General features: G+C 68.1%; 21 protein-coding genes and 1 tRNA gene. 11 read left to right on the plus strand and 11 right to left on the minus strand.

What is annotated here, in order from left to right; genetic code table 11:
* Positions 1 to 2: 2 nt before the first annotated feature.
* Positions 3 to 560 carry a hypothetical protein gene (locus tag FOH10_RS30375; RefSeq protein WP_143983243.1) on the minus strand — a complete coding sequence of 186 codons (558 nt, stop codon included), beginning with the start codon at positions 558 to 560 and terminating at the stop codon, positions 3 to 5.
* Positions 561 to 712: 152 nt separating this feature from the next.
* Between FOH10_RS30375 and FOH10_RS30380 the strand changes: the two genes are divergently transcribed.
* The 3 genes from FOH10_RS30380 to FOH10_RS30390 all read left to right on the plus strand — a co-directional run bounded on the left by FOH10_RS30380 (position 713) and on the right by FOH10_RS30390 (position 3571).
* Complete coding sequence (locus FOH10_RS30380) at positions 713 to 1864, plus strand: sensor histidine kinase (protein WP_143983244.1); 1152 nt, start codon at positions 713 to 715, stop codon at positions 1862 to 1864.
* The gene (locus FOH10_RS30385; RefSeq protein WP_143983245.1) at positions 1861 to 2526 is read left to right on the plus strand and encodes a response regulator transcription factor; all 666 of its coding nucleotides are present in this window, start codon (positions 1861 to 1863) and stop codon (positions 2524 to 2526) included. Before FOH10_RS30380 ends, FOH10_RS30385 begins: the two co-directional genes overlap by 4 nt.
* Before the next feature lie 253 nt (positions 2527 to 2779).
* Positions 2780 to 3571 (plus strand): alpha/beta fold hydrolase, encoded by a 792-nt coding sequence (locus tag FOH10_RS30390; protein WP_221937897.1) that lies wholly within the window; start codon positions 2780 to 2782, stop codon positions 3569 to 3571.
* 224 nt (positions 3572 to 3795) lie between these two features.
* Here the strand turns inward: FOH10_RS30390 and FOH10_RS30395 are convergent, their stop codons facing one another.
* Positions 3796 to 4917 (minus strand): helix-turn-helix domain-containing protein, encoded by a 1122-nt coding sequence (locus FOH10_RS30395; RefSeq protein ID WP_143983246.1) that lies wholly within the window; start codon positions 4915 to 4917, stop codon positions 3796 to 3798.
* A 254-nt stretch (positions 4918 to 5171) separates the two neighbouring features.
* On the opposite strand from FOH10_RS30395, the gene FOH10_RS30400 reads away from it, so the two are divergent.
* Both FOH10_RS30400 and FOH10_RS35075 read left to right on the plus strand, forming a co-directional pair.
* Complete coding sequence (locus FOH10_RS30400; protein ID WP_143983247.1) at positions 5172 to 5420, plus strand: hypothetical protein; 249 nt, start codon at positions 5172 to 5174, stop codon at positions 5418 to 5420.
* On the plus strand, positions 5417 to 5578 hold the full coding sequence (locus FOH10_RS35075; RefSeq protein ID WP_186000628.1) for a hypothetical protein: 162 nt from the start codon (positions 5417 to 5419) through the stop codon (positions 5576 to 5578). The genes FOH10_RS30400 and FOH10_RS35075 overlap by 4 nt, the downstream gene beginning before the upstream one ends.
* A gap of 141 nt (positions 5579 to 5719) precedes the next feature.
* On the opposite strand, the gene FOH10_RS30405 is transcribed toward FOH10_RS35075, so the two are convergent.
* From FOH10_RS30405 to FOH10_RS30425, 5 genes are all read right to left on the minus strand, one after another.
* Positions 5720 to 6916: a phage major capsid protein gene (locus tag FOH10_RS30405; RefSeq protein ID WP_143983248.1), complete on the minus strand. Its 1197-nt coding sequence runs from the start codon at positions 6914 to 6916 to the stop codon at positions 5720 to 5722.
* A gap of 462 nt (positions 6917 to 7378) precedes the next feature.
* Complete coding sequence (locus FOH10_RS30410; protein ID WP_143983249.1) at positions 7379 to 7645, minus strand: hypothetical protein; 267 nt, start codon at positions 7643 to 7645, stop codon at positions 7379 to 7381.
* Between the two features lie 219 nt (positions 7646 to 7864).
* The gene (locus tag FOH10_RS30415) at positions 7865 to 8842 is read right to left on the minus strand and encodes an AAA family ATPase (RefSeq protein WP_186000629.1); all 978 of its coding nucleotides are present in this window, start codon (positions 8840 to 8842) and stop codon (positions 7865 to 7867) included.
* A gap of 254 nt (positions 8843 to 9096) precedes the next feature.
* On the minus strand, positions 9097 to 9864 hold the full coding sequence (locus FOH10_RS30420) for a bifunctional DNA primase/polymerase (RefSeq protein ID WP_143983251.1): 768 nt from the start codon (positions 9862 to 9864) through the stop codon (positions 9097 to 9099).
* Positions 9861 to 10079 carry a DNA-binding protein gene (locus tag FOH10_RS30425; protein WP_143983252.1) on the minus strand — a complete coding sequence of 73 codons (219 nt, stop codon included), beginning with the start codon at positions 10077 to 10079 and terminating at the stop codon, positions 9861 to 9863. Before FOH10_RS30425 ends, FOH10_RS30420 begins: the two co-directional genes overlap by 4 nt.
* Positions 10080 to 10176: 97 nt before the next feature.
* Between FOH10_RS30425 and FOH10_RS30430 the strand changes: the two genes are divergently transcribed.
* Together FOH10_RS30430 and FOH10_RS30435 are read left to right on the plus strand one after the other, a co-directional pair.
* Entirely contained in the window at positions 10177 to 10872 is a 696-nt protein-coding gene (locus FOH10_RS30430) for a hypothetical protein (protein ID WP_143983253.1), read from the plus strand.
* Positions 10873 to 10971: 99 nt separating this feature from the next.
* On the plus strand, positions 10972 to 12042 hold the full coding sequence (locus tag FOH10_RS30435; protein ID WP_143984412.1) for a tyrosine-type recombinase/integrase: 1071 nt from the start codon (positions 10972 to 10974) through the stop codon (positions 12040 to 12042).
* A gap of 86 nt (positions 12043 to 12128) precedes the next feature.
* On the opposite strand, the gene FOH10_RS30440 is transcribed toward FOH10_RS30435, so the two are convergent.
* The 3 genes from FOH10_RS30440 to FOH10_RS30450 form a co-directional block, all read right to left on the minus strand.
* Positions 12129 to 12219 (minus strand) — tRNA-Ser (locus FOH10_RS30440).
* A 46-nt stretch (positions 12220 to 12265) separates the two neighbouring features.
* Positions 12266 to 12751 carry a nucleoside deaminase gene (locus FOH10_RS30445; RefSeq protein ID WP_051036661.1) on the minus strand — a complete coding sequence of 162 codons (486 nt, stop codon included), beginning with the start codon at positions 12749 to 12751 and terminating at the stop codon, positions 12266 to 12268.
* Positions 12752 to 13291 carry a tRNA adenosine deaminase-associated protein gene (locus tag FOH10_RS30450; RefSeq protein WP_029932879.1) on the minus strand — a complete coding sequence of 180 codons (540 nt, stop codon included), beginning with the start codon at positions 13289 to 13291 and terminating at the stop codon, positions 12752 to 12754.
* 58 nt (positions 13292 to 13349) lie between these two features.
* Here FOH10_RS30450 and FOH10_RS30455 point away from each other — a divergent pair, with 58 nt between their 5' ends.
* Entirely contained in the window at positions 13350 to 14300 is a 951-nt protein-coding gene (locus FOH10_RS30455) for a prephenate dehydrogenase (protein ID WP_143983254.1), read from the plus strand.
* A gap of 2 nt (positions 14301 to 14302) precedes the next feature.
* Here FOH10_RS30455 and FOH10_RS30460 read toward each other — a convergent pair whose 3' ends face one another.
* On the minus strand, positions 14303 to 14818 hold the full coding sequence (locus tag FOH10_RS30460) for a putative glycolipid-binding domain-containing protein (protein ID WP_051036660.1): 516 nt from the start codon (positions 14816 to 14818) through the stop codon (positions 14303 to 14305).
* 405 nt (positions 14819 to 15223) lie between these two features.
* On the opposite strand from FOH10_RS30460, the gene FOH10_RS30465 reads away from it, so the two are divergent.
* The 3 genes from FOH10_RS30465 to FOH10_RS30475 all read left to right on the plus strand — a co-directional run bounded on the left by FOH10_RS30465 (position 15224) and on the right by FOH10_RS30475 (position 18022).
* The gene (locus FOH10_RS30465) at positions 15224 to 16366 is read left to right on the plus strand and encodes a DNA cytosine methyltransferase (protein WP_143984414.1); all 1143 of its coding nucleotides are present in this window, start codon (positions 15224 to 15226) and stop codon (positions 16364 to 16366) included.
* Positions 16367 to 16484: 118 nt separating this feature from the next.
* Entirely contained in the window at positions 16485 to 16919 is a 435-nt protein-coding gene (locus FOH10_RS30470; protein WP_143983255.1) for a very short patch repair endonuclease, read from the plus strand.
* A gap of 350 nt (positions 16920 to 17269) precedes the next feature.
* Positions 17270 to 18022, plus strand: a complete 753-nt coding sequence (locus tag FOH10_RS30475; protein ID WP_308212897.1) for a DUF998 domain-containing protein — start codon at positions 17270 to 17272, stop codon at positions 18020 to 18022.
* Position 18023 lies beyond the last annotated feature (1 nt).

Consider the following 18023-nt stretch of genomic DNA (forward strand, 5'->3'; position numbering starts at 1 on the left):
CCTCATCCATCGGATGGGGGGCGAGCTGTTTTCGCGCTCTCGGCGGCGGCCAGCACCCGAGTGCGATGGCATTCGAGGGCCGCGAGGATCGCGAACAGCGCTGACAACCCGGCGGCGGTGAGGCGCAGGTACTGACCGACCTGGAATTCCGTTGCCGCGCGTTCGATTTCGGCCAGGGTGTGGCTGCCGCGCTCGTCGAACAGGACCGTGGCCCGCGGCCACTGGTACAGCACCGACAGCAAGAACTGGCCGCTGACCAGCGCCGTCAGGGAGGCGGCCAGCCATTTCCGCGCGATCCGGTAGCGCACCGCGACCGCGGCGGCGATGAGCGCGGTCACCAGGACCGCGGCCCCGAGCGGTCGCATGACGTCGCCGACCGCGACCGCGCTCATGAATTCCTCGGTCAGCTCCAGCGATGCGGGAATATCGCGAAAGACATTGGGGTAGAGCAGCATCGTCTCCGATGCCGCCGTGGCGAACAGGAAGGACGCGATGACCGCGTAGCCGCCGAGTGCGAGTGCGGGCAGCCGGTGTCGTCTGCGCCGAGTGGTCGTAGTCATGTCCTCGACGCTAGGAATCACGGCGGGGCGCGACATCCGGTGCCGGTATCGAATACGGGTCGCGTTCCGACGCTGGGTATTACGTCGAGAAGCGATATCGGTCGGCGCTTTCGGACGTATGCGCGGCGGGCGGCGCTTCGTAGGATCGAACCGTGACCGAAGCGGAGCGTCCGGAGCGGACCGGGGTTGCGCCGTGGCCGCGCGACGCGCTGCTCGGTTTCACCGTCACCGGCGTGATCGTCCTGATCATCGCTTTCGGGCACGGCGGGCGGCAGTCCGTGGGCGCGTATCTCTTCGCGGTCGGATTCGGTGCGCTGCTGCTGTTGCGCCGCCGGATGCCGGTGGTCGTGGTGGTCGCGACGGCGGCGGCGACCTTCACCTATCACGCCCTGGACCATCCGCCGATCGGCGTGGCGGTGCCCATGGTCGCCGCGCTCTACGCGGCCGCCGACGCGGGCCGGACATGGGTGGCGGTGGGGGCGGGTGCGCTGGTGTTCACGGTGTCGCTCGCCGTCCGGATCGGGCAGGGGGAGTCCACGGCGTATCTGGCCGGATACGAAGGGGTCTCGCACGCGGCCCTGATCGCCGTGGCCATCGCGCTCGGGGCCGCCATGCGATCCCGCCGCACCCGGGCGGCGCAGCAGGCGGAGATCGCGCGGCTGACCGCGGAGCAGTCGAATGCTCGGGCCGAGTGGCGAATCCAGAACGAACGGGTGCGGTTGTCGCGGGAACTGCACGATACGGTCGGCCACGCCATGTCGGTGATCTCGTTGCAGGCCGGGGTCGCCGCCGAGGCCGTCGGGCGCGACGACGCGGCGGCACGCACCGCCATCGGCCACGTACTGGACACCGCCGACCGGTCTTTGGACGATATGCGCGCCATGGTGCGGCTGCTGCGCGACGACGCCGAGACGGGTGTGGTGTCGCTGTCCGGCGTTCCCGATCTGGCGGCCACCGCCGAACGGGCCGGGCTGACGACGACCTGCCGACTCGACGCCACCCCCGAACAGTTGCCCGCGCGGGTGGACGCGACCGCCTACCGCCTGGTTCAGGAGGCGTTGACCAATGTGGTCCGGCACGCGCGGGCCACCGAGGCCACGGTCACCGCCGAACTGAGCGACGGCCTGCTCCGGATCACGGTCGGCGACAACGGGCGGGCCACGGTACCCGGCGCGGTACACGGTTCCGGCCTGGACGGCATGCGGGAGCGGGTACGGCTGCTCGGCGGTTCGCTCACCGCTGGTCCGTGCGCGGAGGGCGGATTCCTGGTCGACGCCCGCATACCCGTCGAGGTGACCGAATGATCCGGATAGTTCTGGCCGACGATCAGGAACTCGTCCGCACCGGTTTGCGGGCGCTCGCCGAACACGACGGCGATATCGAGGTCGTCGCCGAGGCGGTGAACGGTCGCGACGCGGTGGCGGTCGTGCGCGTATATCGCCCTGACGTGGTGCTCATGGATATCCGGATGCCGATCCTGGACGGCATCGCCGCCACCCGCGAAATCGTCGCCGACCCGCAGTTGGCCGGTGTGCGCGTGGTGGTGCTGACCACCTTCGACGAGGACGAGAACGTTTTCGGAGCCATCCGCGCCGGGGCCGCCGGATTCCTGCTCAAGAACATCACCCCCGACGGACTGCGGTCGGCCATCCGCACCCTCGCCGCGGGTGACGCGCTGCTCTCCCCGTCGATCACCCGGCGGATTCTGAGCAGCGTCGCGCGGGGCATCGGGTCGATCCGACCCGAACTCGTCGCCGGACTCACCGAGCGGGAACGCGAGGTGCTCACCCGGGTGGGCATGGGCGAGAGCAACAGCGAGATCGGCGCGAGTCTGCACATCAGCCCCGCCACGGCACGCACCTACGTGAGCCGCCTGCTGGCCACGCTCGGGGCGCGCGACCGCTCGCAACTGGTCGTGCTCGCGTATGAATCCGGGCTGGTCACCCCCGGATCGGGGGGACGGTAGGCAATTCCGGATGGCGACGCCTATCAAGATCGGATACAGTCGCCCCGTGCTCATCGAATTCATGCGCCTGCGCGTCGGCTGACTCGACGCACTCCGCAGCCCGTCGTGGTTGCCAGCGTGGCCGCGTACCCGCGTCGCCACGTTCGTGCCGTCGAGTAGTCCGATACCGCACTCGACAGGAATTCCTATGCGCAATTCTGCCTTTGGCATGCCCACCTTCGTCTTCGTCCACGGCTCGGGAAACAGTTCGTCCATGTGGACACCCATCCAACGGGAACTGGCGCTGCGGGGACAGCGCTGTCTCGCCGTCGACCTGCCGGGGCACGGGTTCGAGGCCCAGTTCCCGATCGCCTACCAGGCGCCGCAGCAGCTCGACCGGCTCGCCACCGAGCCGTCCGCGCTCGCCGCGGTCACCCTCGAGGACAATGCCGACGCGGTGCGAGCCGTGGTCGAGCGGGTGCACGAGTACGGCCCGGTCGTGCTCGTCGGCGCGAGCCTCGGCGGCACGAGTATCAGCGTCGTCGCCAACCAGGTACCGGATCTGCTGGACCGGATCGTGTACATCTCCGCGTGGGCCTGCACCACGTTGACGAATCCGATCGAGTACATGTCCGAACCCGAGTTCACGCGGAGCCTGCTACCCGGACTCGCCGACCTGAACGTCGGGGACGCGATGGAACTCGGCGTAGGACGCGCCAACTACCGCGGCGCCGACCGAGACCAACTCGCACGCCTGCACGCCGCACTGATGGCCGACCGCAGCGAACAGGAATTCCTCGCCTTCCTCAACGCCCTGCAACCCGACGAATCCCTGGCCGCGATGATGGGCGACGCCCGCCTGCACCCCGACCTCGGCGGGCAGGTCCGTCGGCAATACGTGCGGCTGATCCGGGACCGGTCCCTGCCCATCGACATGCAGGACCGGCTCATCGCGGAAGCGGACGCGGCGACGCCCGGGAATCACTTCGAGGTGGACAGCCTCGATACCAGCCACGCGGGATTCGTGTACCACCCGGAAACGGTGGCGAAGCTGCTCATCCGGTGACAGCAAAAAGCCCCTCACCTGCGCGAGCAGGTGAGGGGCGGGAGCGGTGGCGGAGGGATTTGAACCCTATCCGCCACCCCAGGTCAGGGGCAGAAATGCTGTCTGAGCTGCAAAATCACATCACTGTGTTTCACGCGAGACCACCGCCGATTTGCGGCCGTTGTTGGGAAATCGTTAGGAATGAGTGGCAAGGTTCCCGCAGGTCAAGCCCTTATGACGGTTGTTCAGCGCGCACCTGTGATTTCGTCCATCAGCATTCGGAGGGTCAGTGAGTGCTTCTCGGGCGGTAGGGCGTCGAGCGCGGCGCGGGCGAGCTTGACACCTTGGTCTCGGTCTCCGGCGCGTACCAGCATGAGCCCCTTGTGCATGTCGAGGTGAGTTGCGAATCTCGGCAGCTCTCGGGGAAGTTCGGCGCGAGCGTCGTCCTGCGCCTTGACGGCAAGCCGTTCGTCACCGATGCGGGCAGCCAGTAGGGAAAGGAAGACATTCACACGCCACCAGGGCACGGCGTAGTCGCTGGTCTGCTCTTCGCTGTAGGACACGTCGAATTCACGGCGGCCCGTGTCGATCAATTCGTGTGCGGTCCGTATGTCGCCTTGGAGGGACGCCGCGTGCGCCTTACCCCAGAGGGCATTCAGGCGTCCGAGGCTATGCCGATCGCTGATTGCTAGAGCCTGGTCGGCGAACCGATGGGCAACGGGCAGTGATGCACCTTCGTAGCCGAGCGCGATTGCGGCCCGGCCACGCACCCAGACCCGAAGGTCGGTGTCGTCGGATCGGTCGGCCGCTTCCGAAGCCATTCGGTACCACGAGATCGCCTTGTTCCCGTCGCTGCCCGGGTACGTCTTAGCGAACAGGGTCATAAGCCGTGCCGCGACAGCCCACATGCGCGGCGAGTCCAATTGCTGCTGTAGCACGACCAGGTCAGCGGCGAGCCGCTGCTGAATCTGCGCAGCGCCTTGGCGCATGTAGTCGGTGCCGTACTGGGAAAGCTTCGCCTCCCACGCCTCCACGCTGGGACCGGAATCGTGCAGTCTCGTCGTAAACCCTTGGGACAGAAGGTCCGATGCGACGACAGGCGCTATCGAGGTCGCGGCGAGATGAGATAGGAATTCGCGGCGATTCACGTCGGCCTCCAACACTTCCGGCGGGCAGTCCAGCACTGTCGCGAGATGTCCCAGCCAGAACGGCGACGGCTCGGTCTTGCCCGACTCCCAGTGTCGCGAGATGTACTCGCGGGTCATGTTGCATCCGGACGCCTTGGACAGCTCGCTGGCGAGCCTCCCCTGGCTCCAACCTTTAGCAACACGCAACTGCCTGATCAGTGTTCCCGTGTCGGCCGACATGCCACCAAGACTGCCACTATCCACCCTCGCCGCGCGCCCCTTGCTCGAGGGATGCCACCCCGGATGCCACTAGCGCTGTTTCGTCCGGCGCGACGGGCCGCGAGTGCGCCCGATATTGCCACCCTTCCTGCCACTCTTGCCGCATCCCGCCCGTACGGGAGGCTCGGTGCGAGCCCCGCCGCCGGGTTGACACTGTGCCCCGTTGGTCCCCGGCGGCGGGTGCGTACCAACCGGACGGCGGGAAGGGGCGGGCGATGGGAGTCCCCGCACGGCGCGACGATGGCGAAGACGCTCGGAAGCTGCGGCTGGCACCGGATGACGACGGACCGCGCTATCTCCAGCACGCGGACGGTACATGGTCGATGGTCGGTCCGGACGGGTGGCCGGTCAGTCTCGACGAATATGCGGAGCTGCACGCCGATGCCATGTCGGCGATAGCTGCGGTGGCCGTCGAGGTCATCGACGTTGAGCCGATCTCGGTGCGGGACAGTGAGATTCGATGAGTGGCGGATGGATCGTGCTCGGATGGATCATTGTGTTCGGCCTGCCCTCGGCGGTGCTGGTGGCCGTGGTGTGGTGGCCCGAGCGAATTCCGAAGGACCGGACCGTGGAGGCGATCCGACAGCGCATCGAGGACGAGGACGAGCCACCGACGGCCTGATACGGCATTCGGCCCCTGGTCTGGCCCGTCGGCGGCAGTGCGGCCAGTTCTCGGCCCCGTACAAAAAGATTCCCTGACCACCGTCGAGTCAAGTACCCCCGGGTCCCTGATTTTCCGGGCGGGGACACCCGACTGAGCGGGCTACGCCGCTGCGGTGGCGATCTTCACCACACCGAGTGGCTGACGTACGTCGACCTCGAATCGGCCTTCCACACGCGCTCGGAGCTGGTTCTTGGAGAAGTCGTCACTCACATTCTCCGACCACTTCGTTTCCACGCCCGCGCTGTCGGTGGACAGATCGACCGCGGTGAGGTCCAGCAGCAGCGCCGTGGAGGCAGGCAACCCGAGGGACAGCACGACCGGCACGCTCCACAGCTTGCGGGCCGCGCGGTCAACCGGCCCGCCGAGCTCGAGTTGACCAGCGGTGTCGGTGCGGGCGAGTTCGAGCTTCTCCCAGTCGGCCGGCGCGAGCACGAATACCCCCGCCTCATGCCCGACAGTCTCCAACTTCGTGATCGCGCCGCGCATGGTGGTCAGCAGATCGGTGGCGAACGCATGGGTTTGGATACCGGACACGTTCGCCATGCCGGTCAGGTTCTCGCCTAGGCCGTCACCGGTGATCACCTGAGCCTCGAGTGCTTGGCGCAGGCCGAACAGCAGTTCATCGGCGACGAACTGTTCGAGCGCGGTCGTATCCTCGAGCCAGTACTTCGGGATCGGTTCGGACATGTGCGCGACGACGTGCAGCTCGGCGTCGATTTCCTCGAGGCCCAGCACCGAAGTCGGTTTGGTCTCACCCTGCGCGACCGGGGCCGCGTTGTTGGTGCGCGTGATCTGCCGCAGGTAGGTGTACTTGGGGGCACGCTGGACAGCGCCGAGCACGTCCAGCAGCGACAGCGCTGGCCGACCGAGCGCGATCGGCGACTCGGCCAGCATCGGCACGGTGGTCACGGTCGACCCAGCGGGCAGCAGGGCCTTGCGGCCCATGTCGTCGGCGGGCGTCATGCGCTCGGCGATCCGGTGCGCCATCGCCTTGACCGACGTACCGGTCAGCGCGATATGCCCGGCGCTGCCGCTGCGGTGGTCACCGGTGCGGGTCGGCGATCCGATGTCGGCGGCCAGGCCCTTGGCGGTGTCCATGATTTCGAGGTCGCGCTTGCCGGTCTTGATCTGCTCGAGCAGTCCGCGCGCCTTCGTCATCTCCGAGTCGTATTCGTCGCGGGCTTTGGCATCCCAGGCCGCATGGTCGGGTCCAGCGCCCTCGGCGATCCGGCGGGCGGTGTCGGTCGCAGCAATAGCGGCCTTCTGTAGCTCGGCGAGCTTGGTCTTGGTCATCATCGGGGTTTGTTCCTCCGTGTGCAGCCTCACCTGTGCGCCAGCGCATTCGGGCAGGGTGAGGCATAGCGAGTATCAGAATCGCTTGGCAGACGGGCGGATTGGGCTGGCCACACCGAGCGCCGCGTGATCAGCGCGACCTAGGGGACGGACCCGTGTACCGATGGCCTTGTCCAAGTCTTACCCACCACGGGGCGGGGCGGCGAGCCGTACCGCTGGTCAGTCCGGCGCTCGGTTGATCAGACCGAACCCGGGTGACGGACGGATTGCCACTCGCCACACACACGCCCAGGAGGGGCAAATACAGTCTACGGCCTTGCCCGCCAAACCCGTTCGTCCCATTGATCGGCTGTGTCCGCGCCCACGGTTGCCCACTGGTCCGGCTCGGGCGGCCACCCTCGGCCACCACGGCGCAGCAGCACCCGCCGGGGCGGTGGCGGTTCGTTCGTGTCGCTCTCGAGCGGCTCACTCACGCGAACCACCCTCGGCCAGTTGTGCATCCAGAACGCTCCGCTGAGCCACTGCCCGCGCGTTATCCTCGCCCATGATGCAGATGGTCAATTCGGTTGCTGTGCGGGCCAATGAGGCGATCATCAGGTGTACCGCCTGCTCGTCGTTCGCCTCCCGCAGCGCGCGGTTGACCATGTCGATATCGTCATCGAGCACACCGAGCAGCACGCGCGCCGCGCGGGCCTGATCAATCGGCCGAATTGCGTCGGCCATGTCCATCATTCGACAGTCCTCCTGCTGTGAGGTATGGGGGTTGCGAAACTTGCGATGAGGACAGCGGACACCGGACGGTCAGCTGTCCTGCTGTGCGATCGGGTTCCGGAACTATTTCCGGTCGGGCGTACCCCCTTGTGTCTCGAGTTGATCGCGGAGGAAAACCACTACCGCCGCGTGGTCCGTCAGGTAGGGGCCAGCGATGGCGACCCCTACCCCGGCGTGCGTTCATCCCTGCGCCTGTCGCCATGCCCCAAGTGCTCGACTGGCGCGGGTACCGCCCCAGCTCATGCGGTCCTGGACATCGCGCTTGGATTGCGGCGGCGGGTCGAGCTTGTCGAGTTCGGCTACGTCGGCGGCCAGGCTGTCCAGTGGCTCGCCACCAATCGTGAAACTCGGTGCCCGATCGGCGGATTGGGGCTCGTGAATGATCGGCTCGAGCAACCCCTGGATACTGCTGGGTTTAAGTTCGAATCGACCTGCGACGGGCTCGCGACCAGGTGGGCAGTGCTGACGTACGCCGCCGTGACGGTCCTTGTTCACGGTGAGCCAGGCCGATCCGCCCGAGCCCGGCGCGAACGCGTGTTGCACCGTCACCCGCAGAGCCACGCCGCCGATGGCGCGGCGCTTGGCAGTCGTGCCGCTCTGCCCGAGCTTGCGCGAAGCGTCACCCTTGGCCAGATGGTCGATCACCAGCACCGCCGCGCCGGTCTTGCTCAACGGTTTGAGCACAGCGGAATTCACGTGCGTGTACTCGTCGGCTGAGTTCGACGACGACCCGAACAGCGGCAGCAGCTCCCCGAGTGAATCGACGACAACGACGTTCGGCGACCACACCACCATGTCGGCGACGATCGCCGACAGGTGCAAACGACTGTCCGGCTCGACGTAGAGAAACCGTTCACGATTACCGAGTGCCACCGTCGAGGCGCCCAGGGCCAACAGTCGAGAAACCGTCGCAACAGGGCCGTTGTGGTCCATGTCGACTACCAGCACCCGCCCGTCTCCGTGCTCGCCGAGGATCTCCCGCGCCGCCGACAGCGCAACCCAGGTCTTTCCCGATTCGGGATCGCCGAACAACGTATTGACCTCACCGGCGTAGAACAGCGCGCGCCCATCGGTGCGGGTGCCGTAGTTGGGTCTCGGTGGCTCGGGCAGCGTCCCGGCGAGCATCGCGGCAACGTCGTAGTACTGCCCGTAGTTCACTGTGTGCGCATGGTCCTCGTGGTCCGAGACCGGTCCGGGACCACGAGGACCGATCGGTTCGGAGTGGTCCGGGACCACTGCCCCATCACGAACCGTCGAAAGCACTGGTTTTCCCTGGTCAACGCGAGTACTCGCCCGTGGTCCCTGGTCCCCGACCCTAGGGGCAGCGGACCGGGGACCACTACCCTCGCTCGGGTCCTGAGAGCGGTCCCCGGCGGAGTTCACACCGCGCATGACGTACGAATAGTCGACGCTCACGCGCACCTCCGTTCCGCAGACCGTAGGGTGCGCTCGATCTCGATATCGGACAGCCCCGCCGACCGGGCGGCGTCGACCAACTGGGCGAGCCGCGCGGCGTCGGTGCCGTACTGCTCGAACACCCGGCACGCCGCCCAGAACAGCGCGGAGTTCCTGTTGCCCTCGCCAGCACCGGCGACAGTGGCGAGTAATCCCGCCGAATCGGTGGCCCTCGCCGCGCCAGTCGGCGGACATCTCGGGGTCGGCGCGGACACCGCCACGGCGTCGACCAGGTGGACGGGCAGGGGCGCGATCGGATGCGCGGTCAACCACTGGTAATGCCCCCCGTTGGGGTGCTGACTCGGCGGCATCACCAGATACCCGGAGTTGCTCTTGATATCGACACCGGCCAGGCCAGCCACCTTTCCACGCACTCTGCCCGAATGGCGAAACCAGCAGTGCCAGCCACCGCCGCCCGTTTCAGCGATCCACGTATCTGGCAGTGCCCCAAGGGATTCCAGAGTTCCACCGCTGCGCGGGTCTACGTCGAGCACAACGACGCCGACAGGAGGTCGCACGCCGATGTTGCGGCATGACCCCTGCGGCCACCATGCAGCGACCTGTGCGGGGTCGGTGGTGGCGTCATCCTTACCGTGGGCGGTCGCCGGAGCCTTGCCCTGCTCGATCAGCGGCAGCACCGGCAGACCAGCGCGGGCGTAGGCGAGCGCGTGGTCTCGGTACTGCCACCAGCCAACCTGTGCACGCAGTTCGTCAAGAGTGGTCACGCCGCGCCTGGCCGATCGTCGGTGCGCTGCTTCGCGTTCGCATCGACCCAGGCGTAAACATCATCCCAGTCGTAGAACACGCGACGATTCAGCTTCCGAAAACGCGGCCCGGTGCCCCGGAACCGCTCTTGAGCCAGGGCCGCCTCGGTACTCCGGCGGAACTCGGCGACTTCCTTCGGCGTCGCCAGCGGCGAACGACGCGATGTCTTGCTCATCCATCCTCCATCAACGCTCGACATTTCGAGTAATGACAGGACAGCAGTACAAATGCCCCGTTGTCAAGGCTCGATTTTCCGAGTAGCGTGACGCGACATGACAGCAGATGACAAAGACGACGGGTCGCCAACGCTGGCGGAGATCGTCGGACACAACGCGAAGCGGCTTCGCGCGGACCACAACACCGAGGCGCTTGCCAAGTGCGCCAAGCAGGTCGGATTGCGGTGGAACACCGGACGCGTGACCGATCTCGAGGCCGGACGGATCAGCCCTACGGTTCCAACCTTGCTGGCGCTGACCTTCGCGTTCGGCGGCCTGCTTGGGCGTCCGGTGGCGCTGACGGAACTCTTCGAGGCTGAGGGGTTCGTCAAACTGAACGACGACTTCCCGGCGGTGCGCGCAGACTTGGTGCTCGAAGCACTCGGCGGCCAGCCGATCGGCTTGAAGGTCGGCCACCTGCGGGGCGGAAAGCAGCAGACCATAGCAGCATTCAAGAAGTCCCATGCCGCATGGAAGGAACTCCCGACACGTCCTGACGACCCTGACACCCTGGACATTCAGACCGCCCTCAAGGAGTCCGGGCCGACAGAGGATCGGGTCGCCCGCGATCTCGGAATCAGCACTCTGCGGTTGGCCTATGAGTCGGCTCGACTCTGGAAGGGGACCTTCACCCAGGAGCGTGACCGGCGCGCAGGCGACGACGCCAATGCACAAAAGCGAGGACGAGTGTCACGTGACATGAAACACGAACTGCGACAGGCTATTTCAGACGACCAGAAGGCGCAGGCGTAGGTGAGCGGAACGAGCACGGCCCGACCGAAGTACAACAAGACCAAGCATCCCGGAATCTTCTGGTACGACACGAAGACCAAGGGTCGCCGGTACGTCGTCATGCACCGAGCACCCGGTAAGCCCCACCCCGGCCCGAGTAAGCCGTTCTCCACCTTGCGGGACGCGAAGGCGTTCCAGCACAACCTCGAGGTTCAGAAATCTACCGGCGAATATGTCAATCCGGCGCTAGGGCGCATCACAATCGCCGAACTCGCGGCAGGCCCTGACGGCGACCCAGCCTCGGCCGGGTGGCTACGCCGAAAGAAGGCCGATACAGCGCCGTCGAACTACCGAACACTTGAATCGTCGTGGCGAGTGCACGTCAAAACCCGTTGGGGCACAGTGCAAATCGGCGATCAGGCCAAACTGAATGTCGGCACTGTCGAGACCTGGATTGCCGAAATGGTCGAGCGTGGATGCAGCCCAACCGTCGTAATCCGCGCATACGGCGTGCTCGCCGGAGTACTCGACTCCGCAGTGAAGGAGAAGCGCCTACGGACCAATCCCGTTCGCGGTGTCGAAAACCTTCCCCGGAAGACCCGCAAACGCCATATCTACCTGACGAGCGCTGACGTGGCGAAACTCGCGAAGGAATCCAAGCGGCACCGTGTTCTCGTCCTGGTGCTGGCCTACTGCGGGCTGCGCTGGGGTGAGGCGATAGCGCTACGAGTCCAAGATATCGAGTTCCTGCGTCGTCGCCTGACCGTCGCGGACAACGCCGTGCAACTGGGCGTAGACCATGCGGTGGGCGAGACGAAGGGCAAGGCCGTTCGGTCCGTGCCCGTGCCGAAGTTCGTGCTCGATGAGCTGTCGGTGGTGTGCTCAGGCAGAGCGCGTGATGCGCTCGTGTTCCCTCATCCGGACGCCCCGGAGAAGTTCTTGCCGCGCCCGAAGTCGGCAGACGGGTGGTTCACCGGCGCAGTCAACCGGGCGAAGGTCCAGGAGATCACACCGCACGACCTTCGGCACACCTGCGCGAGCTTGGCCGTCAGCGCGGGCGTCAACGTACTCGCCCTGGCGCGGATGCTCGGGCACAAGGACCCGGCCGTCACCTTGCGTGTGTACGCCGACCTGTTCGACTCCGATCTCGACAAGGCCGCCAAGCTCATGCACGACGCATACGCGGCCTGAGTTGGGAAATCGTTAGGAAATCGGGTCTCAGCGACCTAGCGGGGGATTGAAAAAGCCCCTGACCTGCGTTAGCAGGCCAAGGGCTCTGGCGGTGGCGGAGGGATTTGAACCCTCGGAGGGGGGTTACCCCTCACACGCTTTCGAGGCGTGCTCCTTAGGCCGCTCGGACACGCCACCGCTGGTGACTTTACCGGACGACCCCGCGGAAACCGAAATCGCCTCCTCAGGGGCGCTGGGCGTGGAAGAAGGTGTCGAGCAGTGCGGCGCAATCGGATTCGAGGACACCGCCGCGGACCTCGGGGCGATGATTGAGACGTCGGTCACGGACGACGTCCCACAGGGAGCCGACCGCACCGGTTTTGGGTTCCCAGGCGCCGAAGACCAGGCGGCCGATGCGGGCGAGGGTGAGCGCGCCCGCGCACATGGTGCAGGGCTCCAGGGTGACCGCGAGGGTGCAACCCTCCAGCCGCCAGCCGTCGCCGTGCACCGCGGCGGCCCGGCGCAGGGCCAGGACCTCGGCGTGCGCGGTGGGGTCGCCGAGGGCCTCGCGGGCGTTGGCGGCACGCGCCAGCTCGCGGCCCGCGGCGTCGAAGACCACCGCGCCCACCGGGACGTCGCGCGGGTCCGCGGCCGCGGCGGCCGCGATCGCCGCGCGGATCAGCGTCTCATCGGCCCGCTCGGCGGCACCGCGAGATCCGGCCGCGCTCATTCAGCGGGGGAGCTTGTCCAGGACCGCCGAGAACTCGTTGGCGAAACCCAGGCGCTGGGCGATCATGCCGAGTTGCTCGTCGGGGTAGAGGTCGGTTTCGGCGAGGATGACGCTCAGCACCGGCTCCGGCAGTCCGAGGTCGGCCAGCACGCCGAGGTCGCCCTCCTCCCACGGCTCGATGTCGTCGAGTTCGTCCGGATCGATATCCGGGATCTCGACATTCAGCGCCTCCAACACCTCGGCGGCGATGTCGTAGTCGATGGCGGCGGTGGCGTCCGACAGCAGCAGACGGCTGCCGGTCGGCGCTGGACGCAGGACGATGAAGAATTCGTCGTCTACGTCGAGCAGACCGAATACCGCGCCGGAACTGCGCAACTCGCGCAATTCCCGCTCGGCCTCGGTCAAACTGGAGAGTGCCGCCTGAGTCAACGGCGTGACCTTCCAGGTGGCCTCTTCGCGGACAACCGCCACTGCGAACCCTTCCACGTCGTCGTAATCGTCCGACGTCGCCCTATTCGTGCTCGAGCGCTGTGCTGCCATGGGCGCAACGGTAGTCCGCTTCGGGGGAAATGTTGAAGTCGTATGCGAATCTGGTGCCATGACGGGCGATCGGAAACCAGCTGTCTGCGTCCTCGGGACGGGCTTGATCGGCGGTTCGGTGCTGCGTGCCGCCGTCGCCGCGGGGTACGAGGCGTGGGGATTCAACCGGTCGGAGCCGGGTGTGCGGGCCGCGCGCGCCGACGGCTTCGACGTGAGCGCCGACATCGGGGCGGTACTGGGCCGGGCCGCGGACCGCGACGCGCTGATCGTGATCGGCGTGCCGCAGCCCGCCCTCGACACCGTGCTCTCGGATGTGCGCAGTTTCGCCCCGGCGTGTCCGCTCACCGACGTGATCAGTGTGAAGAAGCCCGTCCTGGATGCCGTGCACCGGCACGAACTGGGCGCACACTTCGTCGGCGGGCATCCCATGGCCGGGACCAGCGAGTCCGGCTGGGCCGCATCCACACCCGACCTGTTCAAGGGCGCGGCCTGGGCGATCAGCGTCGATCCGGGCGTACACGCCGACCCGTGGACCCGGGTGGCGCGGCTGGCGCTGGGCTGCGGGGCCGTAGTGGTGCCGGTGCTCTCCGCCGAACACGACAGCGCCGTCGCCCGCATCTCTCACCTGCCGCATGTGCTGGCCGAAGCCCTCGCCATCCAGGGTGCGGGCGGCGGCGCGCTGGCACTCGGACTGGCCGCCGGGTCCTTCCGCGACGGCACCCGGGTGGCCGCCACCGCGCCCGCCCTGGTCCGCGCCATCTGCGAACCCAATGCCGACGCGCTGCTCGAGGTGCTCGACGACACCCTGCGGGTGCTCGCCGCCGCCCGGGACAGCCTGCGCGACACCGACTCCCTGGCCCAGCTCACCGAGGCCGGACACGACGCGCGCAACGACTACGACACCTTCCGGCGGTGGGCGATCGAGGGCATTCGGCCCGGCGACCACGACTGGCTGGCGAAGCTGGCCGAGGCCGGACGCCGCGGCGGCGTCATCGAAGCCCTGGAGTAGCCCTAGATGCGCTCGGCCAGCCCCGGGTAGTCGAGCAGGAAGCCGTCGGCGTCGACGGTGACCGTGGCGCTGGAGACCGGGGACAGCACGTGGATGCCGTCCGGGCCGGAGCTGTAGGTGAGACTGGCCTCCTGCACCAGCAGGTCCGGCAGCCGCACATAGACCACCGGGACCTGGATGTCCTCGGAGGTGTGCGCCAGGCCGTGGCGGCGAATCGGCAGCGTATTGAAGAACGGGCTCAGCACCATGTCGACATCGAGCGCGCCGCCGAAAGTGGAGCGCACGTGCGTGGCGCCCGCGTCGATGAGCCAGTAGTTCTCCTCGTCGCGGGCGATGGAGGCGTGCCGCTCCCCCGCCGCGACCGTGCTGCGCAGGGAGAGGCGCTTGGTCACCCCGTTCTCGTCGGTGACGAGGTCGTAGGACGCGCTGAACGCCTCGCTCTCCTCGGTCGCACCGGCGATGATGCGGCCCGCCGCGCGAATCCGGTTGCCGTTCAGCACCACCCGCACCGACTCCATCCGGGACCCGTTGTGCGCCCGCCAGGTGAGGATCGCGGGCCACCGGGTGCCCCCGGCCCGGATTTCCTCGCCGTTGCTGTCCGTCGTCACGCATCTACCGTACGTCCACCCCCCGCTCGCCCGGCGAACACACGGCAGCGTTCAGCGAGTTCGCCACGGCGTGTCCGGAAATGCGCGACCACCGGCCGCTCGCCGGGAGCGGTGGCGGCGCACGCCGCATTTCGTGTTCGCCGAGGCGACATGCGCGACAGGCCGTGCGGGGTGATGGAATTCCGTCGGCGTGTTGTCGAGCGCGGGGGCCGGGCGGGTGGCGGGCGCGGTGTGGATCACCGCCGGTTCGCCGCGACTCGAGTAACGTTCTGACGACATATCGGTACTCGGGGTGAAAGGACAGCTGTGGCGCGGATGGTGGGCCTGTTCGCCGGTATCGGCGGACTGGAACTCGGGCTCGCCGCGCACGGTTGGCGCAGTGAACTGCTGTGCGAGATCGACCAGGGCGCGCAGGCGGTGCTGAGCGCGCACTTCCCGGATGTGCCCGTGCATTCCGATGTCACCCGGCTGCGCGCGCTGCCCGCCGGAACCGAGCTGGTGGCCGCCGGATTCCCGTGCCAGGATCTGTCGCAGGCCGGGCGCACCGCCGGAATCACCGGCTCCCGTTCGGGTTTGGTGGACGAGGTGTTCCGGCTGGTGCGGCGCAAACGCGGACCGCGCTGGCTGCTCATCGAGAATGTGCCGTTCATGCTGCAACTGGGCGGCGGGGCGGCCATGCGGCACATCACCACCGCACTGGAGGAACTCGGCTACCTGTGGGCGTACCGGGTGGTGGACGCGCGGGCGTTCGGACTGCCGCAGCGGCGTGAGCGGGTGCTCATGCTGGCCTCGCGCACCGAGGATCCCCGGCCGGTGCTGTTCGGGACCGACGCCGGTGAGCGGGTGGTCGGCTCCGCCGATCACGATCCGTGCGGCTTCTACTGGACCGAGGGCACCCGCGGGCTGGGCTGGGCCGTCAACGCCGTGCCGACCTTGAAGGGCGGCTCCGCCCTGGGCATCGCGAGCCCGCCCGCGGTGCGGCTGCCCTCCGGAGAGATCGTCACCCCGGGCATCACCGACGCCGAACGCCTCCAGGGTTTCGACCGCGACTGGACCGCCCCCGCGCTGTCGGTGCCCACCGTGCGCAAAGGCCACCGCTGGAAACTCGTCGGCAATGCCGTGGCGGTGCGCATGGCCTCCTGGGTGGGCGCCTGCCTGTCCGCCCCCGCCACCGACGCCATCCCCGGCGAACCCCTGCTGCCCGGCCAGCGCTGGCCCACCGCCGCCTGGGGCCACGCGGGCACCGTGCACCGCGTCCCGGTCTCCACCTGGCCGGTGCACGCGCCCTACGAGGACCTGCGCTGGTTCCTCGACGACTCCAGCCTCCTGTCCGCCCGCGCCACCGCCGGCTTCCTCCGCCGCACCCGCATGGGCTCCCTCCGCTTCCCACCCGGCTTCATCGACGACGTCGAAAATCACCTCGACCGCATGGGCGGCCGCCCCAGCGAGGCGGCGTAGCGCCGAGGGGGAATTGGTGGCGGAGCCCTCCCGGGCGATGCCGCCACCAGTTCCCCGTCGCCGAGTGGTGGGCGGTGCGCTCCGGGCGGGAGGATGGGGGGTCGAGCCGGGAGGTGGGATGAGCGAGGGAGCGCGGGCGACGGGACGGCCGCGGACGGATGCGGCTACGAGTGCGCGGATGGCGCGGCAGCGGCGCGTGGGGACCGCGCCGGAGGTCGCGCTGCGGCGGGAACTGCATCGGCGGGGGGCGCGGTTCTTCGTGGATCGGGCTCCGGTGCGGGGGCTGCGGCGGCGGGCCGACATCGTGTTCCCGCGCCGCAGGGTGGCGGTGTACGTGGACGGCTGCTTCTGGCACAGCTGTCCCGAGCACGCCACCTTTCCCAAGAACAATGCCGAATGGTGGGCCGAGAAGCTGGCGGGCAATGTGGCGCGCGACCGCGATACCGACGCGCGGTTGCGGGAGGCGGGGTGGACGGTCGTTCGGGTGTGGGAGCACGAGCGAGCCGAGAGCGCGGCTGATCTGGTGTGGAAGGCGTTGGGGCGCACGGAGTGAAGGCGCGCTCGCGTGGGTCGGGTGCGGACCAGCGAGTTGTGCCCGCAGGGTGCACCACCGAACCGAGTCGAACGCAGCGGACACCGGATCGAGCGGCGAACGACTTCTGCCGCGACAACAGACTGCGATGTGCTGGGTGGCAAGCCGGCAGGCCGCAACCTGGCCCACGCTGGAGCGGGTGGCGCTTGCCGATGGGATGCGGTGAGCCCGCGCGGCGCGTCGGCGAGGGCGGCTGGATGGGCGAGAATGAGGAAACCGCCTGGGCGGTCTGGAGTGCGTGATGTGCCGGGCCGTCCGTGCGGCGGCGGTGCGCGTGACGAAGGGCGGTGCGGCGGCGAAAGCGAGTGGCGATGACGCCTCCCGAGAATGAGCGGGGTGAGAACGCGGGCGACGTGGCCGCGGGTATGGGCCGACAAGCGTCGGAATCGCGTCTCCGGCGGGTGCTGCGGTGGGGGCTCGCGGTGGTCATCGGGTTGGCGGGGTGCAGTTACTCGGCGTGGGTGCTGGAGTTCGTGTTGCCGGTGGGGGTCGATCCGTTCACCTCGTTTCTCAGCCAGCTCGCCGAGCGGGGTGCGCCGTTTCGCGGTGTCTTCACCACGGCGGACACGCTGACCGGGGCCATGCTGGTGGTCGCCGCGGGCGGCGGGCTGCTGTTGTTCCCGCGGCGCGGGTACACCACCGTCGGCTGGGTCGCCCTGGGGTGTTTCGGGGCGGCCACCATCGCCGATGCGCAGGCACCGTTGGATCCGGCGGCCGAGGTGCCGGCCGGAGAGAGTCCGCTGTTTCCGCAGTTGCATCAGGTCCATGCGCTGACCAGCACGCTGGCGGTGTTCTCGATCTTCATCGCCATGCTGGCGTTCACGGTGGCGGCGTTCCGGTATCGGCAGTGGCCGATCGTGCGGCATGCGGGGCTGTGGATTCTGGTGATCGGTTCGGTGGCCACGGCGTGGCTGCTGATCGCGGACAATCTGCCCGGCGATCACGGGCTCGGGATCGCGCAGCGCGTGCAGGTGGGGGCGATGTCGCTGTGGCTGCTGGCGCTGGGCGCGCAGGTCGCGGCGGCGAACCGGCGCGCCACCCCGCCCGTGGGTATGGTCGGGTGAT

This window comes from Nocardia otitidiscaviarum, assembly GCF_007362295.1.
Lineage (GTDB): Bacteria > Actinomycetota > Actinomycetes > Mycobacteriales > Mycobacteriaceae > Nocardia > Nocardia otitidiscaviarum.

Bases quoted from the DNA above. Each gene is read 5' to 3' on its own strand.
- FOH10_RS30390 (WP_221937897.1), top strand. From the start codon at position 2,780: ATGTGGACACCCATCCAACGGGAACTGGCGCTGCGGGGACAGCGCTGT.
- FOH10_RS30405 (WP_143983248.1), bottom strand. From the start codon at position 6,916: ATGATGACCAAGACCAAGCTCGCCGAGCTACAGAAGGCCGCTATTGCT.
- FOH10_RS30450 (WP_029932879.1), bottom strand. From the start codon at position 13,291: ATGGCAGCACAGCGCTCGAGCACGAATAGGGCGACGTCGGACGATTAC.
- FOH10_RS30465 (WP_143984414.1), top strand. From the start codon at position 15,224: ATGGTGGGCCTGTTCGCCGGTATCGGCGGACTGGAACTCGGGCTCGCC.
- FOH10_RS35075 (WP_186000628.1), top strand. From the start codon at position 5,417: ATGAGTGGCGGATGGATCGTGCTCGGATGGATCATTGTGTTCGGCCTG.
- FOH10_RS30445 (WP_051036661.1), bottom strand. From the start codon at position 12,751: ATGAGCGCGGCCGGATCTCGCGGTGCCGCCGAGCGGGCCGATGAGACG.
- FOH10_RS30400 (WP_143983247.1), top strand. From the start codon at position 5,172: ATGGGAGTCCCCGCACGGCGCGACGATGGCGAAGACGCTCGGAAGCTG.
- FOH10_RS30385 (WP_143983245.1), top strand. From the start codon at position 1,861: ATGATCCGGATAGTTCTGGCCGACGATCAGGAACTCGTCCGCACCGGT.
- FOH10_RS30455 (WP_143983254.1), top strand. From the start codon at position 13,350: ATGACGGGCGATCGGAAACCAGCTGTCTGCGTCCTCGGGACGGGCTTG.
- FOH10_RS30460 (WP_051036660.1), bottom strand. From the start codon at position 14,818: ATGGAGTCGGTGCGGGTGGTGCTGAACGGCAACCGGATTCGCGCGGCG.
- FOH10_RS30470 (WP_143983255.1), top strand. From the start codon at position 16,485: ATGAGCGAGGGAGCGCGGGCGACGGGACGGCCGCGGACGGATGCGGCT.
- FOH10_RS30410 (WP_143983249.1), bottom strand. From the start codon at position 7,645: ATGATGGACATGGCCGACGCAATTCGGCCGATTGATCAGGCCCGCGCG.
- FOH10_RS30375 (WP_143983243.1), bottom strand. From the start codon at position 560: ATGACTACGACCACTCGGCGCAGACGACACCGGCTGCCCGCACTCGCA.
- FOH10_RS30430 (WP_143983253.1), top strand. From the start codon at position 10,177: ATGACAGCAGATGACAAAGACGACGGGTCGCCAACGCTGGCGGAGATC.
- FOH10_RS30395 (WP_143983246.1), bottom strand. From the start codon at position 4,917: ATGTCGGCCGACACGGGAACACTGATCAGGCAGTTGCGTGTTGCTAAA.
- FOH10_RS30435 (WP_143984412.1), top strand. From the start codon at position 10,972: ATGCACCGAGCACCCGGTAAGCCCCACCCCGGCCCGAGTAAGCCGTTC.
- FOH10_RS30425 (WP_143983252.1), bottom strand. From the start codon at position 10,079: ATGAGCAAGACATCGCGTCGTTCGCCGCTGGCGACGCCGAAGGAAGTC.
- FOH10_RS30475 (WP_308212897.1), top strand. From the start codon at position 17,270: ATGACGCCTCCCGAGAATGAGCGGGGTGAGAACGCGGGCGACGTGGCC.